A 20,602-nucleotide genomic window follows, 5' to 3' on the forward strand; every position below is an offset into this window, starting at 1 on the left:
GGGGGCATGCCCCCAACCCCGTTGCCATCACATCAACCCTCAGCCATCAAAGCAAAGGACTCTACTTCTGAACGGTACCAATCAGGGGTGCACGTCAGTCTGCGCGACGATGCCCCAATCGTTATCCCGCGTTTGGGAGGACGGTTTCAAAGACCGTGATTTTTATCCCTGTCACCCCGATCAAATTGCCAGACCGTCAATCGAACATTCAGGTTCACGTTCCGTGACGCTCAAGGCGCTGGTGGAGAACGTATCGGTGTGGCGGCATACCGGAGCACAGGGTGGTTGCTGGCTGGTTTCTGATTCGCGTGATCGACTACGCTGGCGGCTGAATCGTGGCAAAAAGGGTGCCCGATATTGCAGTCGCGATGGCCGTTCCGAACTCCCACAACCGGCCTGAAAATCCATGGTCGTCCTGACCACCACTTGCCAAAAGTGACAGAAAACAAGGTTTCGTGTGGTAGCTGGGTGGTATCTAAGAGGCGCACGACCAAGATAAGTTATCGTGGCACAACTCAAAAAACCGTTTGATTTCGGTGGGTTGTGTGGTGGGCGCGACAGGGATTGAACCTGTGACCCCTGCCATGTCAAGGCAGTGCTCTCCCGCTGAGCTACGCGCCCGCCGATGCGGTGCACCGGGTATTACAGGCCGCCGCCCCGCGATGCAAGAGGGTCGGAGCCGGTCAGCGCGGCGCCATCCGCAAGGCACCATCCAACCGAATTGTTTCACCGTTCAGCATCGTGTTCCCGATGATATGGCAGACCAGCGCGGCATATTCCGACGGCCGTCCGAGTCGCGGCGGAAACGGTACGGCGGCGCCGAGGGTGTGTTGCGCCTCGTCCGGCAGGCCGGCCATCATCGGGGTTTCGAACACGCCGGGCGCGATCGTCATCACCCGGATTCCGTTGCGCGCCAACTCCCGCGCCAGCGGCAGCGTCATGCCGGCCACCCCGGCCTTCGAGGCGGCATAGGCGGCCTGGCCGATCTGCCCGTCGAACGCCGCGATCGAGGCGGTGTTCACGATCACCCCGCGCTCGCCGCCCTCATCCGGCGCACCTTCCGCCATCGCCGCGGCGGCGAGGCGGATAATGTTGAACGTGCCGATGAGGTTTACCGAAATCACCCGTGCGAACCGCTCGAGCGATGCCGGCCCGTCGCGTCCCAGCACCTTCTCGCCCAGCACGATTCCGGCGCAGTTCACCAGCCCGTGCAGCCCGCCAAACGCCGCCCGCGCAGTCGCGACAGCAGCCTCCGCCTGGCCGGCATCCGTCACATCCGTCCGCACGAACCGCGCGGCCGCTCCAAGTTCCGCCGCCAGCGCCATGCCCGGCCCCTCGGCCACATCCGCAAGCATCACGCGCCCGCCCTGCGCGGCAAGTGCACGCGCCGCGGCCGCACCAAGCCCGGAGCCACCGCCGGTGATCAGAAATACCCTGTCGCGAATGTCCATTTTTACTCCACCCCGTCAGATTGCCCGGCGTGCCATCATGCCTGGGCGCCGCCCTCGCCCGAGGCCAACTCTGGAAATGCGCTCTCGGCGAAGCGCACCACCTCGCCCGCCAGCCCCGCCTCGCCGCCCGCCTCGCCGCGCCGCAGCTGCACGCGCCGGATCTTCCCCGAAATCGTTTTAGGCAGATCGGTGACGAACACGATCTCGCGGATGCGCTTGAACGGCGCCAGCCGCGCTCGCGCATGCCGGAAGATCGACAGCGCGGTCGCCCGGTCCGCCACCGCGCCGGGCACCAGCGCGACATAGGCGACCGGCACCGAGAGGCGGATCTCGTCCGGCTTCGGCACCACCGCCGCCTCGGCGACGCTGGCGTGCTCGATCAGCACGCTCTCAAGCTCGAACGGGCTGATCCGGTAATCGGACGACTTGAACACGTCATCCGCGCGCCCGACAAAGGTGAGATAGCCATCGGCGTCGATCTGAGCGACATCGCCGGTCCGGTAATAGGCGCCGTCGGTGCCGCGCAGCGCGCCGGTTGCGGCATCGACATAGCCGCGCATTAGCCCGGCCGGCCGCGCCGCGCCGAGCGGCAGCGCCACCTCGCCCTCGGTCACCGAATCGTTCGCCTGGTCGAGAATGGCGATGCGATAGCCCGGCAGCGGCCTCCCCATCGACCCCGGCTTCACCGCCTGGCCCGGCGAATTGCCGATCTGCGCGGTCGTCTCGGTCTGGCCGTAGCCATCGCGGATCGTCAGCCCCCACATCGCCCGCACCCGGTCGATGATCTCGGCGTTCAGCGGCTCGCCGGCGCAGGCCAACTCGCGCAGTGCTACCTTCCATTGTGCGAGATCGTTCTGGATCAGCAGCCGCCAGACCGTCGGCGGCGCGCAGAGCGTCGTCACCTTGCAGCGGACCAGCGTATCGAGCAGCGCCTTCGCCTCGAAGCGCGGCTGGTTGACGATGAACACCGTCGCCCCCGCGTTCCACGGCGCGAAGAAACTGCTCCAGGCGTGCTTCGCCCAGCCCGGCGATGAAATGTTCAGATGCACATCCCCAGGCTGCAACCCGATCCAGTACATCGTCGAGAGACTGCCGACCGGATAGGAATAATGCGAATGCAGAACGAGTTTCGGCTTCGCCGTGGTACCCGAGGTGAAATAGAGCAGCAGCGGATCATCCGCCCGCGTCGGCCCGTCCGGCACGAAATCGGCGCTCTCGCCCTCCGGCGCGTAGGGCGTCCACCCATCGGGCGCGCCGCCGATCGCGATCCGCTGGAACGAGCCTGCCACCGCGTCGAACTTCGCCGCCTGGTCCGCCGTCGTCACCACGAAACGCGCCGCTCCGCGTTCCACCCGGTCCTGCAACTCCTCAGGCGTCAGCAGGGTCGTTGCCGGAATCACCACCGCGCCGAGCTTGATCGCCGCCAGCATCACATCCCAGAGCGGCACGACATTGCCGAGCAGCAGGATCAGCCGGTCGCCCCGCCGCACGCCCTGGGCGCGGAGGAAATTCGCCGTCCGGTTCGAGCGGGCGGACAATTCGGCGAAGCTCAGCCGCACGTCCTCCCCGCCTGCCGGATCGGCGATCCACAGCGCCGGGCGCTGCGCGCTGCCAGCATCGCGGGCGAGATGCGCGTCGAACCAGTCGAGCGCCCAGTTGAAATCCCGCGCCTCCGGCCAGCGGAATCCGGCGGAGGCGACGGCAAGATCGGTCCGGTGGTCGAGAAGGAACTGCCGCGCGGCGATGAAGTCGGTCATGGACGTTTCCTTTGTTCTGGTTCCGCGCCTCGGCACCGCTCAGGCGGGTTTCGACGCCGCCGAGATCGCCCGGAAGATCGCGGAAAAATCCTCGCCGCCATGCCCGGCTTCGGCGAAGGCGGCGTAGATGTCGCGCGCATGGCGGCCGAGCGCGGTCTCGGTCCCGGTCGCCGCCGACGCCTCCATCGCGAGGCCAAGATCCTTCAGCATCAGTGCTGCGGCGAAGCCCGGCCGGTATTCGTGGTTCGCCGGGCTCGCCGGCACCGGCCCCGGCACCGGGCAATAGGAGGTCAGCGACCAGCACTGGCCCGAGGCAGTGGAAGCCACGTCGAACAGTTTCTGCCGGTCGAGCCCAAGCCGGTCGGCCAGGGCAAAAGCCTCGCTCACCGCGATCATTGAGATGCCGAGGATCATGTTGTTGCAGATTTTCGCCGCCTGCCCGGCCCCGGCCCCGCCGCAATGCACGATGCGCCGGCCCATCGCCGCCAGCAGCGGCTCGCCGCGCTCGAACGCCTCGGCGCTGCCGCCGGCCATGAAAGTCAGCGTCCCCGCGCTGGCCCCGCCCACCCCGCCGGAGACCGGCGCATCGAGCGACAGCATGCCCCGCCCCGCCGCCACCGCGTGCGCGGCACGGGCAGAATCGACATCGATCGTCGAGCAGTCGATGAACAGCGTGCCGGCCCGCGCTGCCGGCAGAATGCCGTCCGCCGCCTCATAGACCGCGCGTACGATCGGGCCGGAAGGCAGCATGGTGATCACCGCATCGGCGTCGCGCGCCGCATCGGCGGCAAGCTCGACGATCGTCACACCTGCCGCCGCCGCCGCCTCGCGCGCAGCAGGCACGGTGTCGAAGCCGAACACAGCATGGCCCGCGCGGACCAGATTGGCGGCCATCGGGCCGCCCATGTTGCCCAGGCCGATGAATCCGATCCGTGCCATGCGTGTCCTCCTGTCAGGTTGTTAGTGCGTCGAGCCCCAGCTCGTCGGCGCCGAGCGGCGCGAAATATGCATCGAGCGCGTCATCGTCCACCGCTTCGAGCGTCGCCGGCTGCCAGCGTGGATTGCGGTCCTTGTCGACGAGCTGCGCCCGCACGCCCTCGACGAAATCATGCGCGGCGACACAGCGCACCGCGACGCGGAATTCGCGGTCGATCGCGGTTTCCACCTTCGCATCGCCCCGCGCCGCACGCACGAGGCGCAGGCTGAGCTTCACCGAGGTCGGCGACATCCGCCTGATCGTTGCGGCTGCCTCGCGCGCCGCCGGTTCGGCATGCGCCTCCAGCGCCGCGAGAATTGCCTCCGCTGTCGGCGCCTTGTAGCAATCGTCGATCCAGGTGCGCGCTGCGAGCAGCGGCGAGGCCGGCGCAGCCGTCGCGAAGGCAGCGATGCAGTCATCGACATCGGCGCCATCGACCAGCGCCGCGAGAGCCGCTGTCAGCGCCGGCAGATGCCGGCTTTCCACATAATGATCGGCGATGCCGCACGAGACCGCATCGGCGCCGGTCATCCGGTGCGCGGTCAGTGCCGCGTGAATGCCGGTCTCGCCCGGCATCCGCCCGAGCAGGAAGGTGCCGCCGACATCCGGCACGAAGCCGATGCCGACCTCCGGCATCGCCAGCATCGTCCGCTCGGTGACGATGCGGTGCGACCCGTGCGCCGAAATGCCGACGCCGCCGCCCATCACGATCCCGTCCATCAGTGCCACGAAGGGTTTCGGATAATTCGCGATATGCGCGTTCATCCTGTATTCGTCGCCAAAGAACGGAAAGGCGAGGCGTTCGCCGCCGCTCTTCGCCGCATCGTACAGCGCGCGGATATCGCCGCCCGCGCAGAGCCCGCGCTCGCCGCGCCCGTCCACCATCACGAAGGCGACGGAAGGATCATCCGCCCAGCGCAGCAGTGCCGCGTCGATCGCCACTTCCATGTCGTGCGTCAGCGCGTTCAGCGCCCGCGGCCGGTTCAGGCTGATCCGGCCGACCCGCCCCTCGATCCGGATGTCGACATCCGCGGTGATCTCCCCGCTCATGCGTTCCGCCCGACCAGGCCGCGCGCGACGATCAGTCTCATGATTTCGTTCGTCCCTTCCAGAATCTGATGCACCCGCAGATCGCGCACGATCTTCTCGATGCCGTATTCGGCGAGATACCCGTAGCCGCCGAACAGTTGCAGCGCGTTGTTGGCAACGTTGAAACCGGTATCGGTGGCGATCCGCTTCGCCATCGCACAGCGCCGCGTCGCGTCCGCCTCGCCGCGGTCGAGTGAAGCTGCAGCCGACCACAGGAAGATCCGCGCCGCCTCCAGCTCGGTCGCCATATCCGCAAGCCGGAACTGCAACGCCTGGAAATCTTCCAGCCGCCGGCCAAATGCCTCGCGCTCGCCCATGTATCGCTGCGCCTTCTCCAGCGCCGCCTGCGCGCCGCCGAGCGAACAGGCGCCAATATTCACCCGCCCGCCATCGAGCCCGCTCATCGCGATGCGGAACCCCTCGCCTTCCGCGCCGAGCCGGAAGCGCGCCGGAATACGGCAGGATTCGAAAATCACCTGGCGGGTCGGCTGCGCGTTCCAGCCCATTTTCCGTTCGTTGGCGCCGAAGCCCAGACCCTTGGCATCCTTCGGCACCAAGAAGGAGGAAATCCCGCGCGGCCCGGCGCCGCCGCTGCGCGCCATCACCAGGTAAAGGTCGGTTGCCCCCGCACCCGAGATGAACTGCTTGACGCCGTCGAGCACGTAATCATCGCCATCGCGCACCGCCTTCGTCTTCAGCGCCGCCGCATCCGATCCCGCGCCCGGCTCGGTCAGACAGTAGCTGGCGAGATGCTCCATGCTCACCAGCGCCGGCAGCAGGTTCCGGCGCTGCGCGTCGTCACCGAACCGGTCGACCATCCAGGCCACCATGTTGTGGATCGACATATAGGCCGAAACCGCGGGGCAGCCGGTCGCCAGTGCCTCGAAGATCAACGCCGCGTCGAGCCGGGTCAGCCCCGAGCCGCCGCTCTCCTCGCGCACATAGATCCCGCCCATGCCGAGGGCGGCACCCTCGCGGATCACGTCGACAGGAAAATGCTTCGCCTCGTCCCAGGCAACCGCGTGCGGTGCGAGCCGCTCATCGGCGAAGCCGCGCGCCATCTCGGCAATCGCGCGCTGCGCCTCATCGAGCGCGAATTGCGGCGTTGCGTCGGATGGCGTCGTGGCGTTCATTGGTTCCTCCCGAAAGCGGCGTCTCCGTCAGCCGATCGGCTCGGGCACGACGGTCTTGACGATCGTCGCATCCAGCGCCTCGAACCCGGCATAGTCGATGGTCTCGTACAATTCGGCGCGCGTCAGCATCGCCTCGACGCAGTTCTGCGCACCGCCATCGCGCCTGATCGCGGTGTAGAGAGTTTCCACCGCCTTCGCCGAAACCCGCAGCGAGGTGACCGGCCAGATCACCATCCGGTAGCCCATTTCCTCGAACTCGGCGGCGGTGAAGAACGGCGTGCGGCCGAACTCGGTCATGTTGGCGAGCAGCGGCACGCCGGGCATCCGGCGGGCGAATTCGCGGAACATATCGGCGCTGTAGAGCGCTTCGGGGAAAATCGCATCCGCCCCGGCCTCGACATACATCTTCGCCCGGGCCACCGCGCCGTCCATCCCCTCGCTCGCCGCGGCATCGGTGCGCGCGATGATGTAGAGATTCCGGCGCGCATGGGCGGCCGCCGCCACCTTCGCCGCCATGTCGCGCGCATCGGCGAGCTTCTTGTCGTTCAGATGGCCGCATTTCTTCGGCAGCAGCTGGTCCTCGATATGCACGGCGCCCGCACCGGCATCCTCGAAGCTGCGCACCATGTGCATCACGTTGAGCGCCTCGCCATAGCCGGTGTCGCCATCGACGACCACCGGAAGGCCGGAGGCCCGCGCCACCTGGCGGACGAAGAAACACACTTCGTCGACGGTGATGATGCCGAGATCCGGCAGCCCCATCGAGGCGGTCATCGCCGCCCCGGAGAGATAACACGCCTCGAACCCGGCCCGCATCGCCTGGCGCCCGGCAAGCCCGTTATGCGCGCCCGGAATATGCACGATCGGCCCGCGCTCGACGAGTTCGCGGAAGCGCAGCCCGGCGGCGCGCTCCGGCAGGCCGGATGCTTGCAGATAGCTCATCGAACCCTCCTCAGCCGCGCTTTTCGAGCGGCACGAACTTGCGATCCTCCGGCCCTACGTAATTGGCCGAGGGACGAATGATCTTGTTGTCGGCGCGCTGTTCCATCACGTGCGCGCTCCAGCCGGCGGTCCGCGCGATCACGAAGAGCGGCGTGAACATCGCGGTCGGCACACCCATCATGTGGTACGACACGGCCGAGAACCAGTCGAGATTTGGGAACATCCGCTTCGCGTCGTGCATAACGCTCTCGATCCCCGCGGCGATGTTGAACATCTTCATCGATCCCGCCTGCTCCGAGAGCGACTGGGCGACGCGCTTGATCACCACGTTGCGCGGATCGGCGATGGTATAGACCGGATGGCCAAAGCCGATGATGACCTCGCGCGCCTCGATGCGCCGGCGGATATCCGCCTCCGCCTCGTCAGGGTCGGCGTAGCGCTTCTGCACCTCGAAGGCGAACTCGTTGGCGCCGCCATGCTTCGGCCCGCGCAGCGCACCGATGCCGGCAGTGATCGCCGAATGGATGTCAGACCCGGTGCCGGCGACGACGCGCGCGGCGAAGGTCGAGGCGTTGAATTCATGTTCAGCATACAGGATGAGCGAGGTATGCATCGCCCGCACCCAGGCATCGACCGGCCGCCGGCCGTGCAGCAGGTGCAGGAAATGCGCGCCGATCGACCCATCGTCGGTCTCGACCTCGATGCGACGGCCATTGGTGCTGAAATGATACCAGTAGAGCAGCATCGAGCCGAGTGAGGCGATCAGCCGGTCCGCCACGTCGCGCGCACCGGCCGGGTTGTGGTCGTGCGCCTCCGGCAGCACGCAGCCCAGGGCGGAGACGCCGCTGCGCATGACGTCCATCGGGTGCGCCGCCGCCGGCAGCGCCTCCATCACCTTGCGCACCGCATCCGGCAGCCCGCGCAGCGCCTGCAGTTTCGCGAGATAGGCCGAAAGCTCCGCCGAGGTGGGCAGCGTGCCATGGATGAGCAGATGCGCGATCTCCTCGAAGCTGCACGTCTCGGCAATGTCGAGAATGTCATAGCCGCGGTAATGCAGGTCGTTGCCGCTGCGGCCGACGCTGCACAGCGCGGTATTACCCGCGGCAACCCCCGAAAGGGCGACCGACTTCTTCGGCTTCGGCGCCGTCGTGGTCTCGCTCATGCTGTCTGTTCCTTGCGTCTCAGAAGATGCCCGGCTTGCCTTCGAGCAGCGCGCCCGCGGGCAAGGCGACATTCAGCCGGTCGAGCTCGCCCGCCGGCAGCCGCGCCAGGTCCTGCACCGCTTCAAGGAAGCGGGCGGCTTCGCGCGGCGAGATGATGCCGTCGGTCAGCGTCTCGAACTTGCGGATATAGTCCGCGCGCTCGAAGGGGCGGGCGCCGAGCGAATGCGCGTTGGCCACCGCCAGTTCGTCGACCAGCGTGCTGCCATCCTTGAACCGGATCTCGACGCGGCCGCCGAAGGCCTTCTCGGCCGGATCGGTGGCGTGGTAGCGGCGCGTCCATTCCGGGTCCTCGGCGGTTTCGATCTTGTGCCACAGCGCCACCGTATCCGCCCGCCGCGCCCGCTTCGGCGCGTAGCTGTCGACATGGTGCCAGGTGCCATCCTGCAGCGCGACCGCAAAGATATACATGATGGAGTGGTCGAGCGTTTCGCGGCTCGCCTTCGGGTCCATCTTCTGCGGGTCGTTCGCCCCGGTTCCGATCACGTAATGGGTGTGGTGCGAGGTGTGGATCGTGATCTTTTCGATCGCGTCGAAAGTCTCGATCTGCTCGCGCATCCGGAAAGCGAGGTCGATCAGCGCCTGGCTCTGATACTCGGCCGAATGCTCCTTGGTGTAGCTGTCCATGATCGCGCGCTTGGCCTCGCCCTTGCCCGGCAGCGGCACATGATAGACCGCGTCCTTGCCGCCCAGCATCCAGGCGATCACGCTGTCCTCGCCCTCATAGATCGGGCTCGGCGCGCCCTCGCCACGCATCGCGCGGTCGACCGCCTCGATCGCGAGCTTGCCGGCATGGGCGGGTGCGAAGGCCTTCCACGAGCTGATCTCGCCCTTGCGGCTCTGCCGCGTGGTGAAGCTGACATGCACCGCCTGCTGCACCGCCTGGAAGATCGTCTCCTGCTTCAGCCCGAGCAGCGCGCCGATGCCTGCCGCTTGCGCCGGGGCGAGATGCGCGATGTGATCCTTCTTCCATTCGTGCAGGCAGATCGCCCGCACGAGGTTGATCTGGATCTCGTACCCGGTCGCGATGCCGCGGATCAGGTCGCGCCCGGAGCGCTCCATCACCTGGCCGACCGCGAGGATCGGCGGAATATTGTCGCCCGGGTGCGAATAGTCGGCGGCGAGGAAGGTGTCGTGATAATCGAGCTCGCGCACCGCCGTGCCGTTTGCCCAGGCCGCCCATTCCGGGCTCACCGTCTTGCGCGCCGGCAGGCCGAACACCGTCGCCCCGCCGCGTTTCGCATGGCCGAGCGCCATGGCCCGCGCCGAAACCACCGGCCCGCGATTGACCGAAGCCACCGCCACCGCCGCGTTGTCGATGATCCGGTTGATGATCATCGCCGTCACGTCCTTGTCGACGGTCACCTTGTCCGCCGCCACGCCGGCGATCTTCCAGGCCAGCTGATTATCGCGCTTGAGCAGCGATTTCGAGGGGTGAACACGGACTTCGTGAAGTTTCATGGCGGTTCCGCTCGTGGTTGCAGGATGATGACTAGTCGCAATAGACCCGGCACTTCGCAGATGACAAGCGAATTGCAGCAAGTTGGATCAAAGCACCGCGACGGTATTGCAAATTTTGTGAATTCACCCGTCCGCACCCACGGCGCGGGCCCGCATCGCCTTCTTGTCGAGCTTGCCGACAGAGGTCTTGTCGAGGGCCTCGACATGAACCACCCGGTCGGGCACCGCGTATCGCGAGATCGCGCCGGCATCGGCGCGGGCCTGGACATGACTGCGCAGCGCCGCCTCGTCGGCCTCCATGCCCGCGCGAAGCACGACGAAAGCCACCGGGCGCTCGCCCCAGCGCTCGTCGGGAATGCCGACCACCGCCGCCTCGGAGACGGCCGGATGGGTGAGCAGGATCTCCTCCAGCCCGATCGAGGAAATCCACTCCCCGCCGGTCTTGATCACGTCCTTCACCCGGTCGACGATCCGCAGATATCCATCCGCGTCGATCGTGCCGATATCGCCGGTATGCAGCCAGCCGCCGCGCCACAGCGCCGCCGAGGCTTCCGGGTTTCCGGCATAGCCGGGGGTGAGCGCAGGGGTGCGCGTCACCACCTCGCCGACCGACCTGCCGTCATGCGGCACGTCGTTCATCTCGTCGTCGACGATGCGCACCTCGACCAGCGGCCCCGGCAGGCCCGCCGCCATCCGATAGCCGATCTCGGCCTCGACCCGGTCCGGCAGCGTGTCGAGAATATCGCCGCGCAACTGCGCCAGCGTCATCACCGGGCAGGTTTCGGACATGCCATATCCGGCATAGATGTCGATCCCACGCGCCAGCGCCTCCTCACAGAGCGGGCGCGGCAGCGCCGAACCGCCGATGACGACGCGCCAGCGGCTGAAATCCGCCGCTTTCCCAGCCGGCGCGTTGAGAAGCATGTGCATGATCGTCGGCACGCAATGCGAAACCGTGACCTTCTCCTCCGCCAGGAGGCGCAGCACGGTGTCGGGCTGGAACCGGCCGACATAGACCTGCTGCATGCCGAGCATCGTCGCCGCATAGGGAAACCCCCAGGCGTGGACATGAAACATCGGCGTCAGCGGCATGTAGACATCCTCGCGGGAGAGGCCGCCATTCAGTCCAGAAACATTGATCCCGGTCAGCACCATCAGCGTGTGCAGCACGAGCTGGCGGTGGGTGAACATCACCCCCTTGGGCAGGCCGGTCGTGCCCGTCGTGTAGAAGGTCGTCGCCAGCGTGTCCTCGTCGAATTCCGGAAACGCGGCGAGCGGCGCCGTCGCCGCCAGCATCGTTTCATACTCGCCGGCGAAACCCTCCGGCACGGCGCTCTCGTCGTCGCGGATCAGCACCACCTTGCGCAGCTTCGGCAGCTGCTCGCGGATCGCCGCCAGAACCGGCAGGAAATCCGCGTGCACGAACAGGATTTCCGCCCCGGAATGATCGATCGTGTAGGCGATCTGCTCGGGGCTGAGGCGGATATTCACCATCATCAGCACAGCGCCGGCCATCGGCACCGCGAAATAGGCCTCGAGATAGCGGTGGCTGTCCCAGTCCATGAAGGCGACGCGCGTGCCCATGCCGGCGCCGAGTTCGCCCAGAAGACCGCCGAACCGGTGCACGCGGGCGGCGAATTGCGAATAGGTCAGCCGCGTGTCCCCGCGATAGACGATCTCCCGACGGCTTGCCTGCGCGATCGGCATCTTCAGCAACTGGCCGATCAGCAGCCGGTAGCGGAACGGTTCGTACGCCTCGTTCATGGGTCACATCCTCCGGTTCGCCCCCGATTGGCAGGAGGGCTTGCGCCCCATAGGATAGACGCGTATCGCGCCCGTCAACCCCGCCCGGAACGGGCCAGCAACGATGAGGAAACCCGAATGATCGCTCTGAAATCCCTGTTCGACCTGACCGGCAAGCGCGCCCTGATCACCGGCGGCTCGCGCGGGCTCGGGCTGCAGATCGCCGAGGCGCTCGGCGAGTTCGGCGCCACGATCGCCATCTCCGCGCGCAAGGCGGACGAACTGGACGAGGCGGTGAAGCACCTCGCCGGTCTCGGCATCACCGCCACCGCCCATGTCAGCGATCTCGGCAAGGAAGACGGGCCGAAGGCGCTGGCCGACTCGGTGCTGGCCGCCGGCCCGGTCGATATCCTGGTGAACAATGCCGGCGCCACCTGGGGTGCCCCTGCGGTCGACGTCACGCCCGAGGCCTGGGCGCGGGTGATGAACCTCAACGTCAACAACCTGTTCTTCCTCACCCAGGCGATCGCCGCCCGCTCGATGATCCCCCGCAAGTTCGGCAAGGTGCTCAACATCGCCTCGATCGCGGGGCTGCGCGGCCATCACCCGGACATCACCGGCACCATCCCCTACAACACCTCGAAAGGTGCGGTGGTGAACATGACCCGCGCGCTCGCCGCCGAATGGGGTCCGCACAACATCACGGTGAACGCGCTCGCCCCCGGCTTCTTCCCCTCGAAGATGACGCGTGGGCTCCTCGGCCAGTTCGAGGAAAAGATCCTGGCGAAGACGCCGATGAACAAGCTCGGCAACGATGCCGACCTCAAGGGCGCCGCCCTGCTCTTCTGCACCGCCGCCTCCGGCCACATCACCGGCCAGATCCTCGCGGTCGATGGCGGCTCCGGCGTGATCTAGAGCACTTTCCGATCCTTCCGGATCGGATGTAGTGCTCTATCTTGTTGATAAATAGAGCATCTTTATCCGATCAGATGATTCCATCTGATCGGATGATGCTCTAAGCGCCGCTCAGTCCCCGGACGCGGCGGCCACCGCGTCGCCGATCCGGGGGCGGAAGCCGAAGAACCCGCGCCCCGCATGCGGCCACAAGGCGCGGTCCCAGGCGCGGGCAATGCGCGCCGCCCCCACATCCGCCGCCGCCAGCGCCTGCGCGACCGGCCCGATGGGCGGATGCGCGGTCACCACCGTCAGCCGGTGCGCCGCCGCCCAGCCGGCGAGATCGTCCACTTCCAGCAACACCGGGCCAACGCCGAACAGCGCCGCCGCCCGCGCCATCGCATCCATCACCGCACCGCGGGCGAAGGCAGCCACCGCCGGCGCTACCCCGCCGCGCGCCCGCGCCTCCGGCATCGCCACCGCCGCCACCGCCCGCACCGTGCAGCCGGCAAGATCGAGCATCTCGGCCGCGCAATCCTCCTCATGCAGCAGCAGCGCGACATCGCCCGAAGGCGGCGGGTCGAAGCGCGGCGCCCGCGCCGCCGCCGGTGTCATTGTTTCCGCGAGCGGTTCCGCCGTCTCGTCGAGCAGCCCGCGCGGATCGAACCGTCCGCCGGTGAAGCGCGTGATATTCTCCGCCCGCGCGAGATAGTGCTTGCCCGGCGTATGTAGCCCTGCCACCCACCGCCATGACAATGTGTTAGATGCGATATCGCCATCGAGCAGGTGCCGGAGGAAGAAATCTGCCCCGAGTTCCCAGGGCAGACGCAGCGTGAAGATCCAGATCGAGGCGAACCACATCCGCGCATGATTGTGCAGATAATTCCGCGCGGCGATCTCCCGCGCCCATGAATCGAAACAGTCGATCCCGGTCTGCCCCGCGCAGGCATCGTGAAAGGCCCGCCGCAGCCCCGCTTCGGTCGCCAGCCGGTTCTCCGCCCGCCGCAACCCGGCGCAATAGAGCTCGAACACGCCGGGCCGGTGCTCCAGCCAGCCCTTCCAGTAGGTTCGCCAGCCCACCTCCTCGATGAATTTTGTCGCCGCCTCGCCATGCGCCGCCATCGCCGCCCGCGCCACCTCCGCCTCGGTGAGCAGCCGGTGACGCAGCCAGGGCGACAGGCGCGAGACCGCACCTTTCGTCTCCGGTCCCGGATCGGTATTGCGGCCGGCGGCGTAGCGCGCTCCGGCGCGCGGCAGGAAATCGGCGAGATGCTGCAGCCCGGCGGCGCGGGTCGGTATCGGTTCGGAACTCATGCCCGGCAGATGGCGCCTCCGCGGCTCTTGGCAATGCCGGCGGGATCGGCGAAACAGACTGACGGGAGGTTTGAGTGGACAAACAGATCCGGCACGAAGCGACCAGCGCCGATATCGCTGCTGCGGAACGCGTCCTCGGCATCGAGCAGACCGCGCCGGAGCGGGCGCTGATTGCCCAGGCCATCGCGGCCCAGATCGATCTCGCCCGCGCCCGCCGCGCGGTGACGCTGGACGATGATCTGGCGCCGGCCTGCGTGTTCGAACCGCGCCTGCCGGGCTTCGACATGCCCGATCCCGGGCCGCTGATCCTGCCCCGCCCGACGCTTCCCTTTCCCGGGGCCGAAGACGACGAGGCGATCGCCTTTGCCCCCGCCAGCGCCCAGGCCGCCTGGATCCGCGCCGGCGAGCTGAGCGCGGTGCGGCTGACCACCATCTATTTCGAGCGGATCGCCCGGCTCGATCCCGCCCTCGGCGCCTTCGCCCGGCTCAACCCGGCAGCGCTGGACGACGCAGCCGCCCTCGATCACCGCGCCGCGCGGGGCGACTGGGCCGGACCGCTGCATGGCGTTCCCTGGGCCTGCAAGGATTTGATCGACACGGCCGGCATCGTCACCGACTGGGGCGCGGAACCGTTCCGCGACCGCCTCCCGCAGGAGGATGCGGTTGTCGTGCGGCGGGCCCGCGCGGCCGGCGCCGTGCTGCTGGGCAAGACGGTGGTGGGCGCGCTGGGCTATGGCGATGTCTGGCATGGGGGACGCACCCGCAATCCCTGGAACCCCGATGAAGGCGCCTCTGGCTCGTCGTCCGGTTCGGCCGCGGCCGTTGCCGCGGGGCTCTGCGGCTTCGCGCTCGGCACCGAAACCCTCGGCTCGATCGTCGCCCCCGCTGCGCGCTGCGGCGCCGTTGGCCTGCGGCCGAGCTTTGGCAGGATCGCGCGCACCGGCGTCATGCCGCTGTGCCCGAGCCTCGACCGGATCGGGCCGCTCTGCCGCGACATCGCCGACACGGCACTCGTGCTCGCCGCCCTCAACGGCGCCGACCCCGGCGATCCGTCGAGCCGGGATATCCCTTTCGGCGGCGCTGCCGCAGGCAACCCCGAGGGCCTGCGGCTTGGCGTTCTCGACGGCGATTTCGCCGGCACCGAATGCGGCGCGGCGCGGCGGGCGCTGGACAGGCTGCGCGCGCTCGGCGTCACCCTCGTGCGGGTGGCGCTGCCGAAGCTGCCCTGGGAGAGCCTCGTTTCACTGCTGATGGCCGAAGCCGCCGCCAGCTTCGAGCCGCTCACGCTTTCGGACCGCGATGATCTGCTCGCCCGGCAGGACGAGGCCGCCTGGCCGAACCAGTTCCGCCTCGCCCGGTTTCTCTCGGCGGTCGATCATGTCCAGCTCGATCGCTTGCGCCGGCGCGGGATGCAGGCGATGGCCGATCTCTTCGCCGAGGTCGATCTTCTCGCCGCCCCTTTCGCCGCCGGCCCGCTGCACACGCTGGCAGCCTTCACCGGCCATCCCTGCCTGTGCATGCCCATCGGCTTCACCAACACGCCCCCTCGCCCCTCGGCCGGGCTCGCCGCCCCCGAACAGGCACCGCCGCGACCCGTGCCGGCGGCGCTCTGCCTGTGGGGCAAGCTGTTCGACGAAGCCAGGCTGCTCGCCGCGGGCCACGCCCTCGCCGGGCGCTGCGCGCTCGACCTCCGCCCGCCGCTGAGCCGGCGCGGCGGCATGAAAGGACACAGCGCCGGATGAAACAACCCGAAACGGCCCCCAACGCGCACGATATCGCGGACCAACTTCACATCATTCGCGCGAGCACCCTGTTCGATCCCGGCCATTACACGCTGCAGGCGCGGGATCTGCCCAAAGACACCGATCCGCTGGTCGATTTCTGCGATCGGGGCTGGCGCGTCGGTCTTCGGCCGAACCCGTTCTTCGATCCCGCCTACTATCTCGCCCGCAATCCGGATATCGCCACCTCCGGCGTCAATCCGCTGCTGCATTACATTCAGTTCGGCGATCGCGAGGGACGCGATCCGTCACCGTTGTTCCACGCCGCCTGGTATCGTGAGAGCTACGGCATCCCGGAGGCCCAGAACGCCCTCGCCGACTACCTCGCCCGCCGCCGCACCGGCAAGGTCAGCCCGGTCCCATTGTTCGATTCCCGGTGGTACCTCGACCACAACCCCGATGTCGCGGCCTCCGGCAACGATCCGTTCGAACATTTCTGCGCTTTCGGCGCTTCCGAGTTGCGCGACCCCTGCCCTGATTTCGACATCGCCTTCTACGCCGCCCGCTATGCCACCGAGATCGCCGGCGGCAATCCGTTCCTGCATTATCTCGCGCATCGCGACGGCGGGTTCCAGCCGGTTCGGCCCACCGCCGAACGGCTCATCGCCGGCGCGGTGCGCGCGGCAACCCGCCCGGCCGACAGTTTCGAGCCGCGCCAGCCCTTGCCGGCAGGCGCGCCGCGTCTTGCCACCGTTCTCGCCTACTACCTGCCGCAGTTCCACACGATCCCGGAAAACGACGCCTGGTGGGGAACCGGCTTCACCGAATGGACAAATCTGGCCCGTGCCACCCCCCGCTTCGCCGGGCATTACCAACCCCGCGCGCCGCGCGATCTCGGCTTCTATTCGCTCGATGACCCCTCGGTCATGCCCCGCCAGATTACCATGGCAAAGGAGGCGGGCCTGGGCGGTTTCGTGTTCTACTACTACTGGTTCAACCGCCGGCGACTGCTGGACAAGCCGGTCGAGCGCTTCCTTGCCGACCCCTCGCTCGACATGAAGTTCTGCCTGATGTGGGCGAACGAGAACTGGACCCGGCGGTGGGACGGGCTGGAGCGCGAAATCCTGCTCGCCCAGGACTATCTCCCGCAGGACGACACGGCGCTGGTCGACGATTTCGCCCGCCATTTCGCCGATCCGCGCTACATCCGGCTCGAAGGCCGGCCGCTGCTCATGATCTACCGCGCCGCGCTCATCCCCGACCCGGAAGCGACCATCGCCCGCTGGCGCCGGCTGTTCATGGATCGCCACGGCGAGGATCCCCTGCTTTTCATGGCCCAGAGCTTCCATGACTACGACCCGAGGCGGCACGGTCTCGACGGCGCCGTCGAATTTCCCCCGCACAAGCTCGTCGTGGACACGCCGAAGCTGAACGCCTCGCTCGATCTTTTCGATCCCGAGTTTTCGGCCGATGTCTATCATTACAACGACATCGTCGCCACGTCCCTCGCCGACCCCGACCCCGCCTATCCGCTGATCCGCACCGCCGTGACCGGCTGGGACAACGACCCCCGCCGCGAGGGCGCGGGAGTCGTGCTGCATGACGCAACACCGGCGACATACCAGGCCTGGCTTGCCGCGCTGATCGAGCGGGCCCGCCGCAATCCGGTGCAGGGCGAGCCGATCGTCTGCATCAACGCGTGGAACGAATGGGCCGAGGGCGCCTATCTCGAACCCGACCTGCATTATGGCGCCGCCTTCCTGAATGCCACCGCCCGTGCGATTGCCGGCCGCGCAGCCGCAGGAGCCGCCCCGAACATCCTGCTGGTAGGGCACGACGCCCTGCCCCATGGCGCGCAGATGCTGCTTCTGCACCTCGCCCGCACCCTGCGCCGGGAACATGGCATCGTCCCGCGCATCCTGCTGCTGAGCGGCGGCGAACTTGTTCCGGACTACGAGGCCGAGGGCATCGTCGACCTCGCCCCCAACGAGGCGGCGCTGCAACGTCATGTCGCATCCTACCGCGCGCTGGGAATCGACGCCGCGATCGTCAACAGCCTCGCCTCGGCGCGGGTCTGCATACCGCTGGCCGAACAGGGACTTCGCGGCGTTTTGCTGGTTCATGAAATGCCGCGGCTGGTGGAGGAGAAATCGCTGCGCGGCGTCGCCCGCCAGGGCATGCGCGCGGCGGCCGCGACTGTGTTCTCATCGGAGCACGTGCGCGACACGTTATGCGCGGCGCTTGATATAGCCCCCGCGGCGCATGTCGTCCCCCAGGGCAACTATCAGAATGTCAGCTACGACGCGGCGGCGCGCAAACGCTTCCGCGCCAGTCACGGCATCCCACCGGGCGCCTTTGTCGTGCTCGGTGTCGGTTTCGGCGACCTGCGCAAGGGGTTCGACCTGTTCCTGCAGGTTTTCCGCCTGCTCGTCACGACTCGGCGGGATATCCACTTCATCTGGCTCGGCGAGACCCATCTCTGGGTCCGCGACTATCTCGGGACCGAGATCGACGCAGCGCGCGAGACCGGCCGCTTCCAGCTGCTGCCCTTCACCAGCGACGTCGCGCCTGCCTATTGCGGCGCCGATCTCTACGCGCTGACCTCGCGCGAGGATCCGCTGCCGACGACGGTAATCGAGGCCATGAGCGCCGGCCTGCCCGCGATTGCCTTCGCGGGCGCCGGCGGCATCCCCGACCTCCTGCGCGAAACCGGCGCGGGTGCCAGCGTGCCAGCCGGCGACGTCGCCGCCTTCGCAGCGGCGACCGCCGCGCGGCTCGATCATGCAGCCCTCGCGGCCGACCGGCCTCGCATTAGCGCCGAAGCCGCGCGGCGGTTCGACTTCAACGCCTATGCCCGCCACCTGTTGGCGCTGGCCAAGCCCGATCTTGTGCGGATCTCGTGTTTCGTGACCAACTACAATTACGAGCAACATCTCCCGCGCCGCCTGGCCGGAATTTTCGGCCAGACCTACCCGGTCGAGGACATCACCCTGTTCGACGACGCCTCGACCGACAATTCGGTCAAGGTCGCACGGGAGACCGCCGCGACATGGCGCCGCAGCCTGTCCATCCGCACCAACGCGAGCAATACCGGCTCGCCTTTCGGCCAATGGCGTGAAGCTGCTGAAAAGGCGCGTGGCACTTTCGTCTGGATTGCCGAAGCCGATGACGATGCCGCGCCAGGCCTCCTCGCCGCTCTGGTCGACGCCCTCGCCGCCGCGCCGGACGCGGTGATGGCAATCGCCGACTCTCGGAGCATCGATGCCGATGGCAACCCGCTCATGCCGGATTACCGGCGTTATTACCTCGAAGCCGGCGCGCCGGAACTCGCGACGTCGATGACGATGGGGGCGCGAGAGTTCGCCACCCGCTTCCTTGCGGTGCGCAATCTCGTGCTGAATGTGAGCGGCGTGCTGTTCCGGCGGGATTCCCTGCTGGCCAGCCTCTCCCGCCTCGGCGACGAACTCCCGACATTTCGCCTTGCCGGCGACTGGCGGCTTTACCTCGACATGCTTGCCCATGCGGCGGGCAATGTCGTGTGGGTCGCCGAACCGCTGAACATCCACCGCCGGCACGAAGCCGGCGCAACCGGCACCCTCGCCGCCGCCGCGCATCTTGAGGAAATCGCCCGGATCCATGACATCGCGGACCGGCTGCTCGATCTCGACGACGATATTCGGGCCGCGCAGCGCCGCTGGCGGGACGAATTCGCCCACCGTGCCCGGCCCAGCGCTGGCAGCGCCACCTCAGCCCGAGGCACAGGGCAGAAAGCTCCTCGCGGATCAGCCAGGCGGAGTTGAAACTAAATTTTAAGATTTACATTCGATATCGTAACCATATCGGATTTTTTTGTTCAAAAAATTAGGCTTATTTCAAAATTATATTGATTTTTAAAATATAATATATTTTTAGATTTTTTGATGATTTAGATCAAATATTATTCTAATATTTCTTAGATCAGACCGTTTTCTTATACCGTCAGAAATGCTAGTTACAAACATGGAAGTCGAGGTCATTGTCTCTGCGTCCATCCGTAAATTGATTTGTTATTGTCTATAAATTCCAACATTTGAGCGAGACCAATTATCGGCCTCGTTTATTTTTGAAGATATGCCTGATCTCAAATGAAATTTCTTATTACTGGCGGTTGTGGGTTTATCGGTTCGGCTGTTGTCCGGCGTATCGTCGGTCATACGCCCCATGAGGCAGTGACGGTCGACAAGATGACCTACGCCGCCTCGGAAGAGGCTCTGGGCGAGGCACTGGGGCACCCGCGTCATCACCTTGTCCAGGCCGACATCACCGATGCCACGGCAATGCGCGCCGTCTTCGAGACGCACCGGCCGGACATCGTGATGCATCTCGCCGCCGAATCGCATGTCGACCGCTCGATCGACGGGCCGCGCGATTTCATCGACACCAACATTACCGGCACCTTCGTCCTGCTCGAGGCCGTCCGCGCCTGGTTCGCCACCCTGGACGAGCCTGCCCGGCGCCGCTTCCGCTTCCACCACATCTCGACCGACGAAGTGTTCGGCGCCCTCGAACCCGGCGATGCCCCGTTCACCGAAACCACCCCCTACAACCCCCGCAGCCCCTATGCCGCCAGCAAGGCCGCCTCGGATCATCTTGTCCGCGCCTGGCAGCATACCTACGGCCTGCCGACCATCGTCTCCAACACCACCAACAATTACGGCCCCTGGCAGTTCCCCGAGAAACTCATTCCGCTGGTGCTGATCAACGCGCTGGAAGGCAAACCCCTGCCCGTCTACGGCGATGGCTCCAACATGCGGGACTGGCTATTCGTCGAGGATCACGCCGAGGCGCTCCTTGCCGTCGCCCTCACCGGCACGCCCGGCGAGACCTACGCCATCGGCGCCCGTCAGCCCCGCTCCAATCTC

The 20,602-nt window shown here is 67.0% G+C and carries 14 protein-coding genes and 1 tRNA gene; 4 read left to right on the plus strand and 11 right to left on the minus strand.

Annotated elements, in window-relative coordinates:
• Positions 1-546: 546 nt before the first annotated feature.
• From B7Z76_RS13470 to B7Z76_RS13515, 10 genes are all read right to left on the minus strand, one after another.
• Positions 547-621: transfer RNA gene (locus B7Z76_RS13470), tRNA-Val, on the minus strand.
• A 62-nt stretch (positions 622-683) separates the two neighbouring features.
• Entirely contained in the window at positions 684-1,451 is a 768-nt protein-coding gene (locus B7Z76_RS13475) for an SDR family NAD(P)-dependent oxidoreductase (protein WP_174504727.1), read from the minus strand.
• Between the two features lie 35 nt (positions 1,452-1,486).
• Positions 1,487-3,208, minus strand: a complete 1,722-nt coding sequence (locus B7Z76_RS13480) for an AMP-binding protein (protein ID WP_291344541.1) — start codon at positions 3,206-3,208, stop codon at positions 1,487-1,489.
• Between the two features lie 39 nt (positions 3,209-3,247).
• Entirely contained in the window at positions 3,248-4,147 is a 900-nt protein-coding gene (gene mmsB, locus B7Z76_RS13485) for a 3-hydroxyisobutyrate dehydrogenase (RefSeq protein ID WP_291344543.1), read from the minus strand.
• A gap of 13 nt (positions 4,148-4,160) precedes the next feature.
• Positions 4,161-5,234, minus strand: a complete 1,074-nt coding sequence (locus B7Z76_RS13490; protein WP_174504724.1) for an enoyl-CoA hydratase/isomerase family protein — start codon at positions 5,232-5,234, stop codon at positions 4,161-4,163.
• The gene (locus B7Z76_RS13495) at positions 5,231-6,406 is read right to left on the minus strand and encodes an acyl-CoA dehydrogenase family protein (protein ID WP_174504723.1); all 1,176 of its coding nucleotides are present in this window, start codon (positions 6,404-6,406) and stop codon (positions 5,231-5,233) included. Before B7Z76_RS13495 ends, B7Z76_RS13490 begins: the two co-directional genes overlap by 4 nt.
• A 27-nt stretch (positions 6,407-6,433) precedes the next feature.
• The gene (prpB, locus tag B7Z76_RS13500; protein WP_174504722.1) at positions 6,434-7,348 is read right to left on the minus strand and encodes a methylisocitrate lyase; all 915 of its coding nucleotides are present in this window, start codon (positions 7,346-7,348) and stop codon (positions 6,434-6,436) included.
• Between the two features lie 10 nt (positions 7,349-7,358).
• Entirely contained in the window at positions 7,359-8,510 is a 1,152-nt protein-coding gene (gene prpC / locus B7Z76_RS13505) for a 2-methylcitrate synthase (protein WP_291344546.1), read from the minus strand.
• A 19-nt stretch (positions 8,511-8,529) separates the two neighbouring features.
• Complete coding sequence (locus tag B7Z76_RS13510; RefSeq protein WP_291344548.1) at positions 8,530-10,029, minus strand: MmgE/PrpD family protein; 1,500 nt, start codon at positions 10,027-10,029, stop codon at positions 8,530-8,532.
• A 123-nt stretch (positions 10,030-10,152) separates the two neighbouring features.
• Positions 10,153-11,793: a fatty acid--CoA ligase gene (locus B7Z76_RS13515; protein ID WP_291344550.1), complete on the minus strand. Its 1,641-nt coding sequence runs from the start codon at positions 11,791-11,793 to the stop codon at positions 10,153-10,155.
• A 117-nt stretch (positions 11,794-11,910) separates the two neighbouring features.
• Here B7Z76_RS13515 and B7Z76_RS13520 point away from each other — a divergent pair, with 117 nt between their 5' ends.
• Positions 11,911-12,687 (plus strand): SDR family oxidoreductase, encoded by a 777-nt coding sequence (locus B7Z76_RS13520; protein ID WP_174504718.1) that lies wholly within the window; start codon positions 11,911-11,913, stop codon positions 12,685-12,687.
• A 111-nt stretch (positions 12,688-12,798) separates the two neighbouring features.
• Here B7Z76_RS13520 and B7Z76_RS13525 read toward each other — a convergent pair whose 3' ends face one another.
• Positions 12,799-13,980 (minus strand): FAD-binding domain-containing protein, encoded by a 1,182-nt coding sequence (locus B7Z76_RS13525; RefSeq protein WP_174504717.1) that lies wholly within the window; start codon positions 13,978-13,980, stop codon positions 12,799-12,801.
• 74 nt (positions 13,981-14,054) lie between these two features.
• On the opposite strand from B7Z76_RS13525, the gene B7Z76_RS13530 reads away from it, so the two are divergent.
• From B7Z76_RS13530 to B7Z76_RS13540, 3 genes are all read left to right on the plus strand, one after another.
• Positions 14,055-15,722 (plus strand): amidase, encoded by a 1,668-nt coding sequence (locus tag B7Z76_RS13530; protein WP_291344552.1) that lies wholly within the window; start codon positions 14,055-14,057, stop codon positions 15,720-15,722.
• Positions 15,719-19,501, plus strand: coding sequence for a glycoside hydrolase family 99-like domain-containing protein (locus tag B7Z76_RS13535; RefSeq protein WP_291344554.1), 3,783 nt, complete (start codon positions 15,719-15,721; stop codon positions 19,499-19,501). Before B7Z76_RS13530 ends, B7Z76_RS13535 begins: the two co-directional genes overlap by 4 nt.
• Before the next feature lie 324 nt (positions 19,502-19,825).
• Positions 19,826-20,602: dTDP-glucose 4,6-dehydratase (locus tag B7Z76_RS13540; protein WP_291344556.1), on the plus strand; the 777-nt coding region annotated here is incomplete at its 3' end.

Origin of the sequence: Acidiphilium sp. 20-67-58 (assembly GCF_002255515.1) — a bacterium.
Taxonomy (GTDB): domain Bacteria; phylum Pseudomonadota; class Alphaproteobacteria; order Acetobacterales; family Acetobacteraceae; genus Acidiphilium.

Bases quoted from the DNA above. Each gene is read 5' to 3' on its own strand.
- prpC (WP_291344546.1), bottom strand. From the start codon at position 8,510: ATGAGCGAGACCACGACGGCGCCGAAGCCGAAGAAGTCGGTCGCCCTT.
- prpB (WP_174504722.1), bottom strand. From the start codon at position 7,348: ATGAGCTATCTGCAAGCATCCGGCCTGCCGGAGCGCGCCGCCGGGCTG.
- B7Z76_RS13510 (WP_291344548.1), bottom strand. From the start codon at position 10,029: ATGAAACTTCACGAAGTCCGTGTTCACCCCTCGAAATCGCTGCTCAAG.
- mmsB (WP_291344543.1), bottom strand. From the start codon at position 4,147: ATGGCACGGATCGGATTCATCGGCCTGGGCAACATGGGCGGCCCGATG.
- B7Z76_RS13520 (WP_174504718.1), top strand. From the start codon at position 11,911: ATGATCGCTCTGAAATCCCTGTTCGACCTGACCGGCAAGCGCGCCCTG.
- B7Z76_RS13495 (WP_174504723.1), bottom strand. From the start codon at position 6,406: ATGAACGCCACGACGCCATCCGACGCAACGCCGCAATTCGCGCTCGAT.
- B7Z76_RS13490 (WP_174504724.1), bottom strand. From the start codon at position 5,234: ATGAGCGGGGAGATCACCGCGGATGTCGACATCCGGATCGAGGGGCGG.
- B7Z76_RS13475 (WP_174504727.1), bottom strand. From the start codon at position 1,451: ATGGACATTCGCGACAGGGTATTTCTGATCACCGGCGGTGGCTCCGGG.
- B7Z76_RS13525 (WP_174504717.1), bottom strand. From the start codon at position 13,980: ATGAGTTCCGAACCGATACCGACCCGCGCCGCCGGGCTGCAGCATCTC.
- B7Z76_RS13535 (WP_291344554.1), top strand. From the start codon at position 15,719: ATGAAACAACCCGAAACGGCCCCCAACGCGCACGATATCGCGGACCAA.
- B7Z76_RS13480 (WP_291344541.1), bottom strand. From the start codon at position 3,208: ATGACCGACTTCATCGCCGCGCGGCAGTTCCTTCTCGACCACCGGACC.
- B7Z76_RS13515 (WP_291344550.1), bottom strand. From the start codon at position 11,793: ATGAACGAGGCGTACGAACCGTTCCGCTACCGGCTGCTGATCGGCCAG.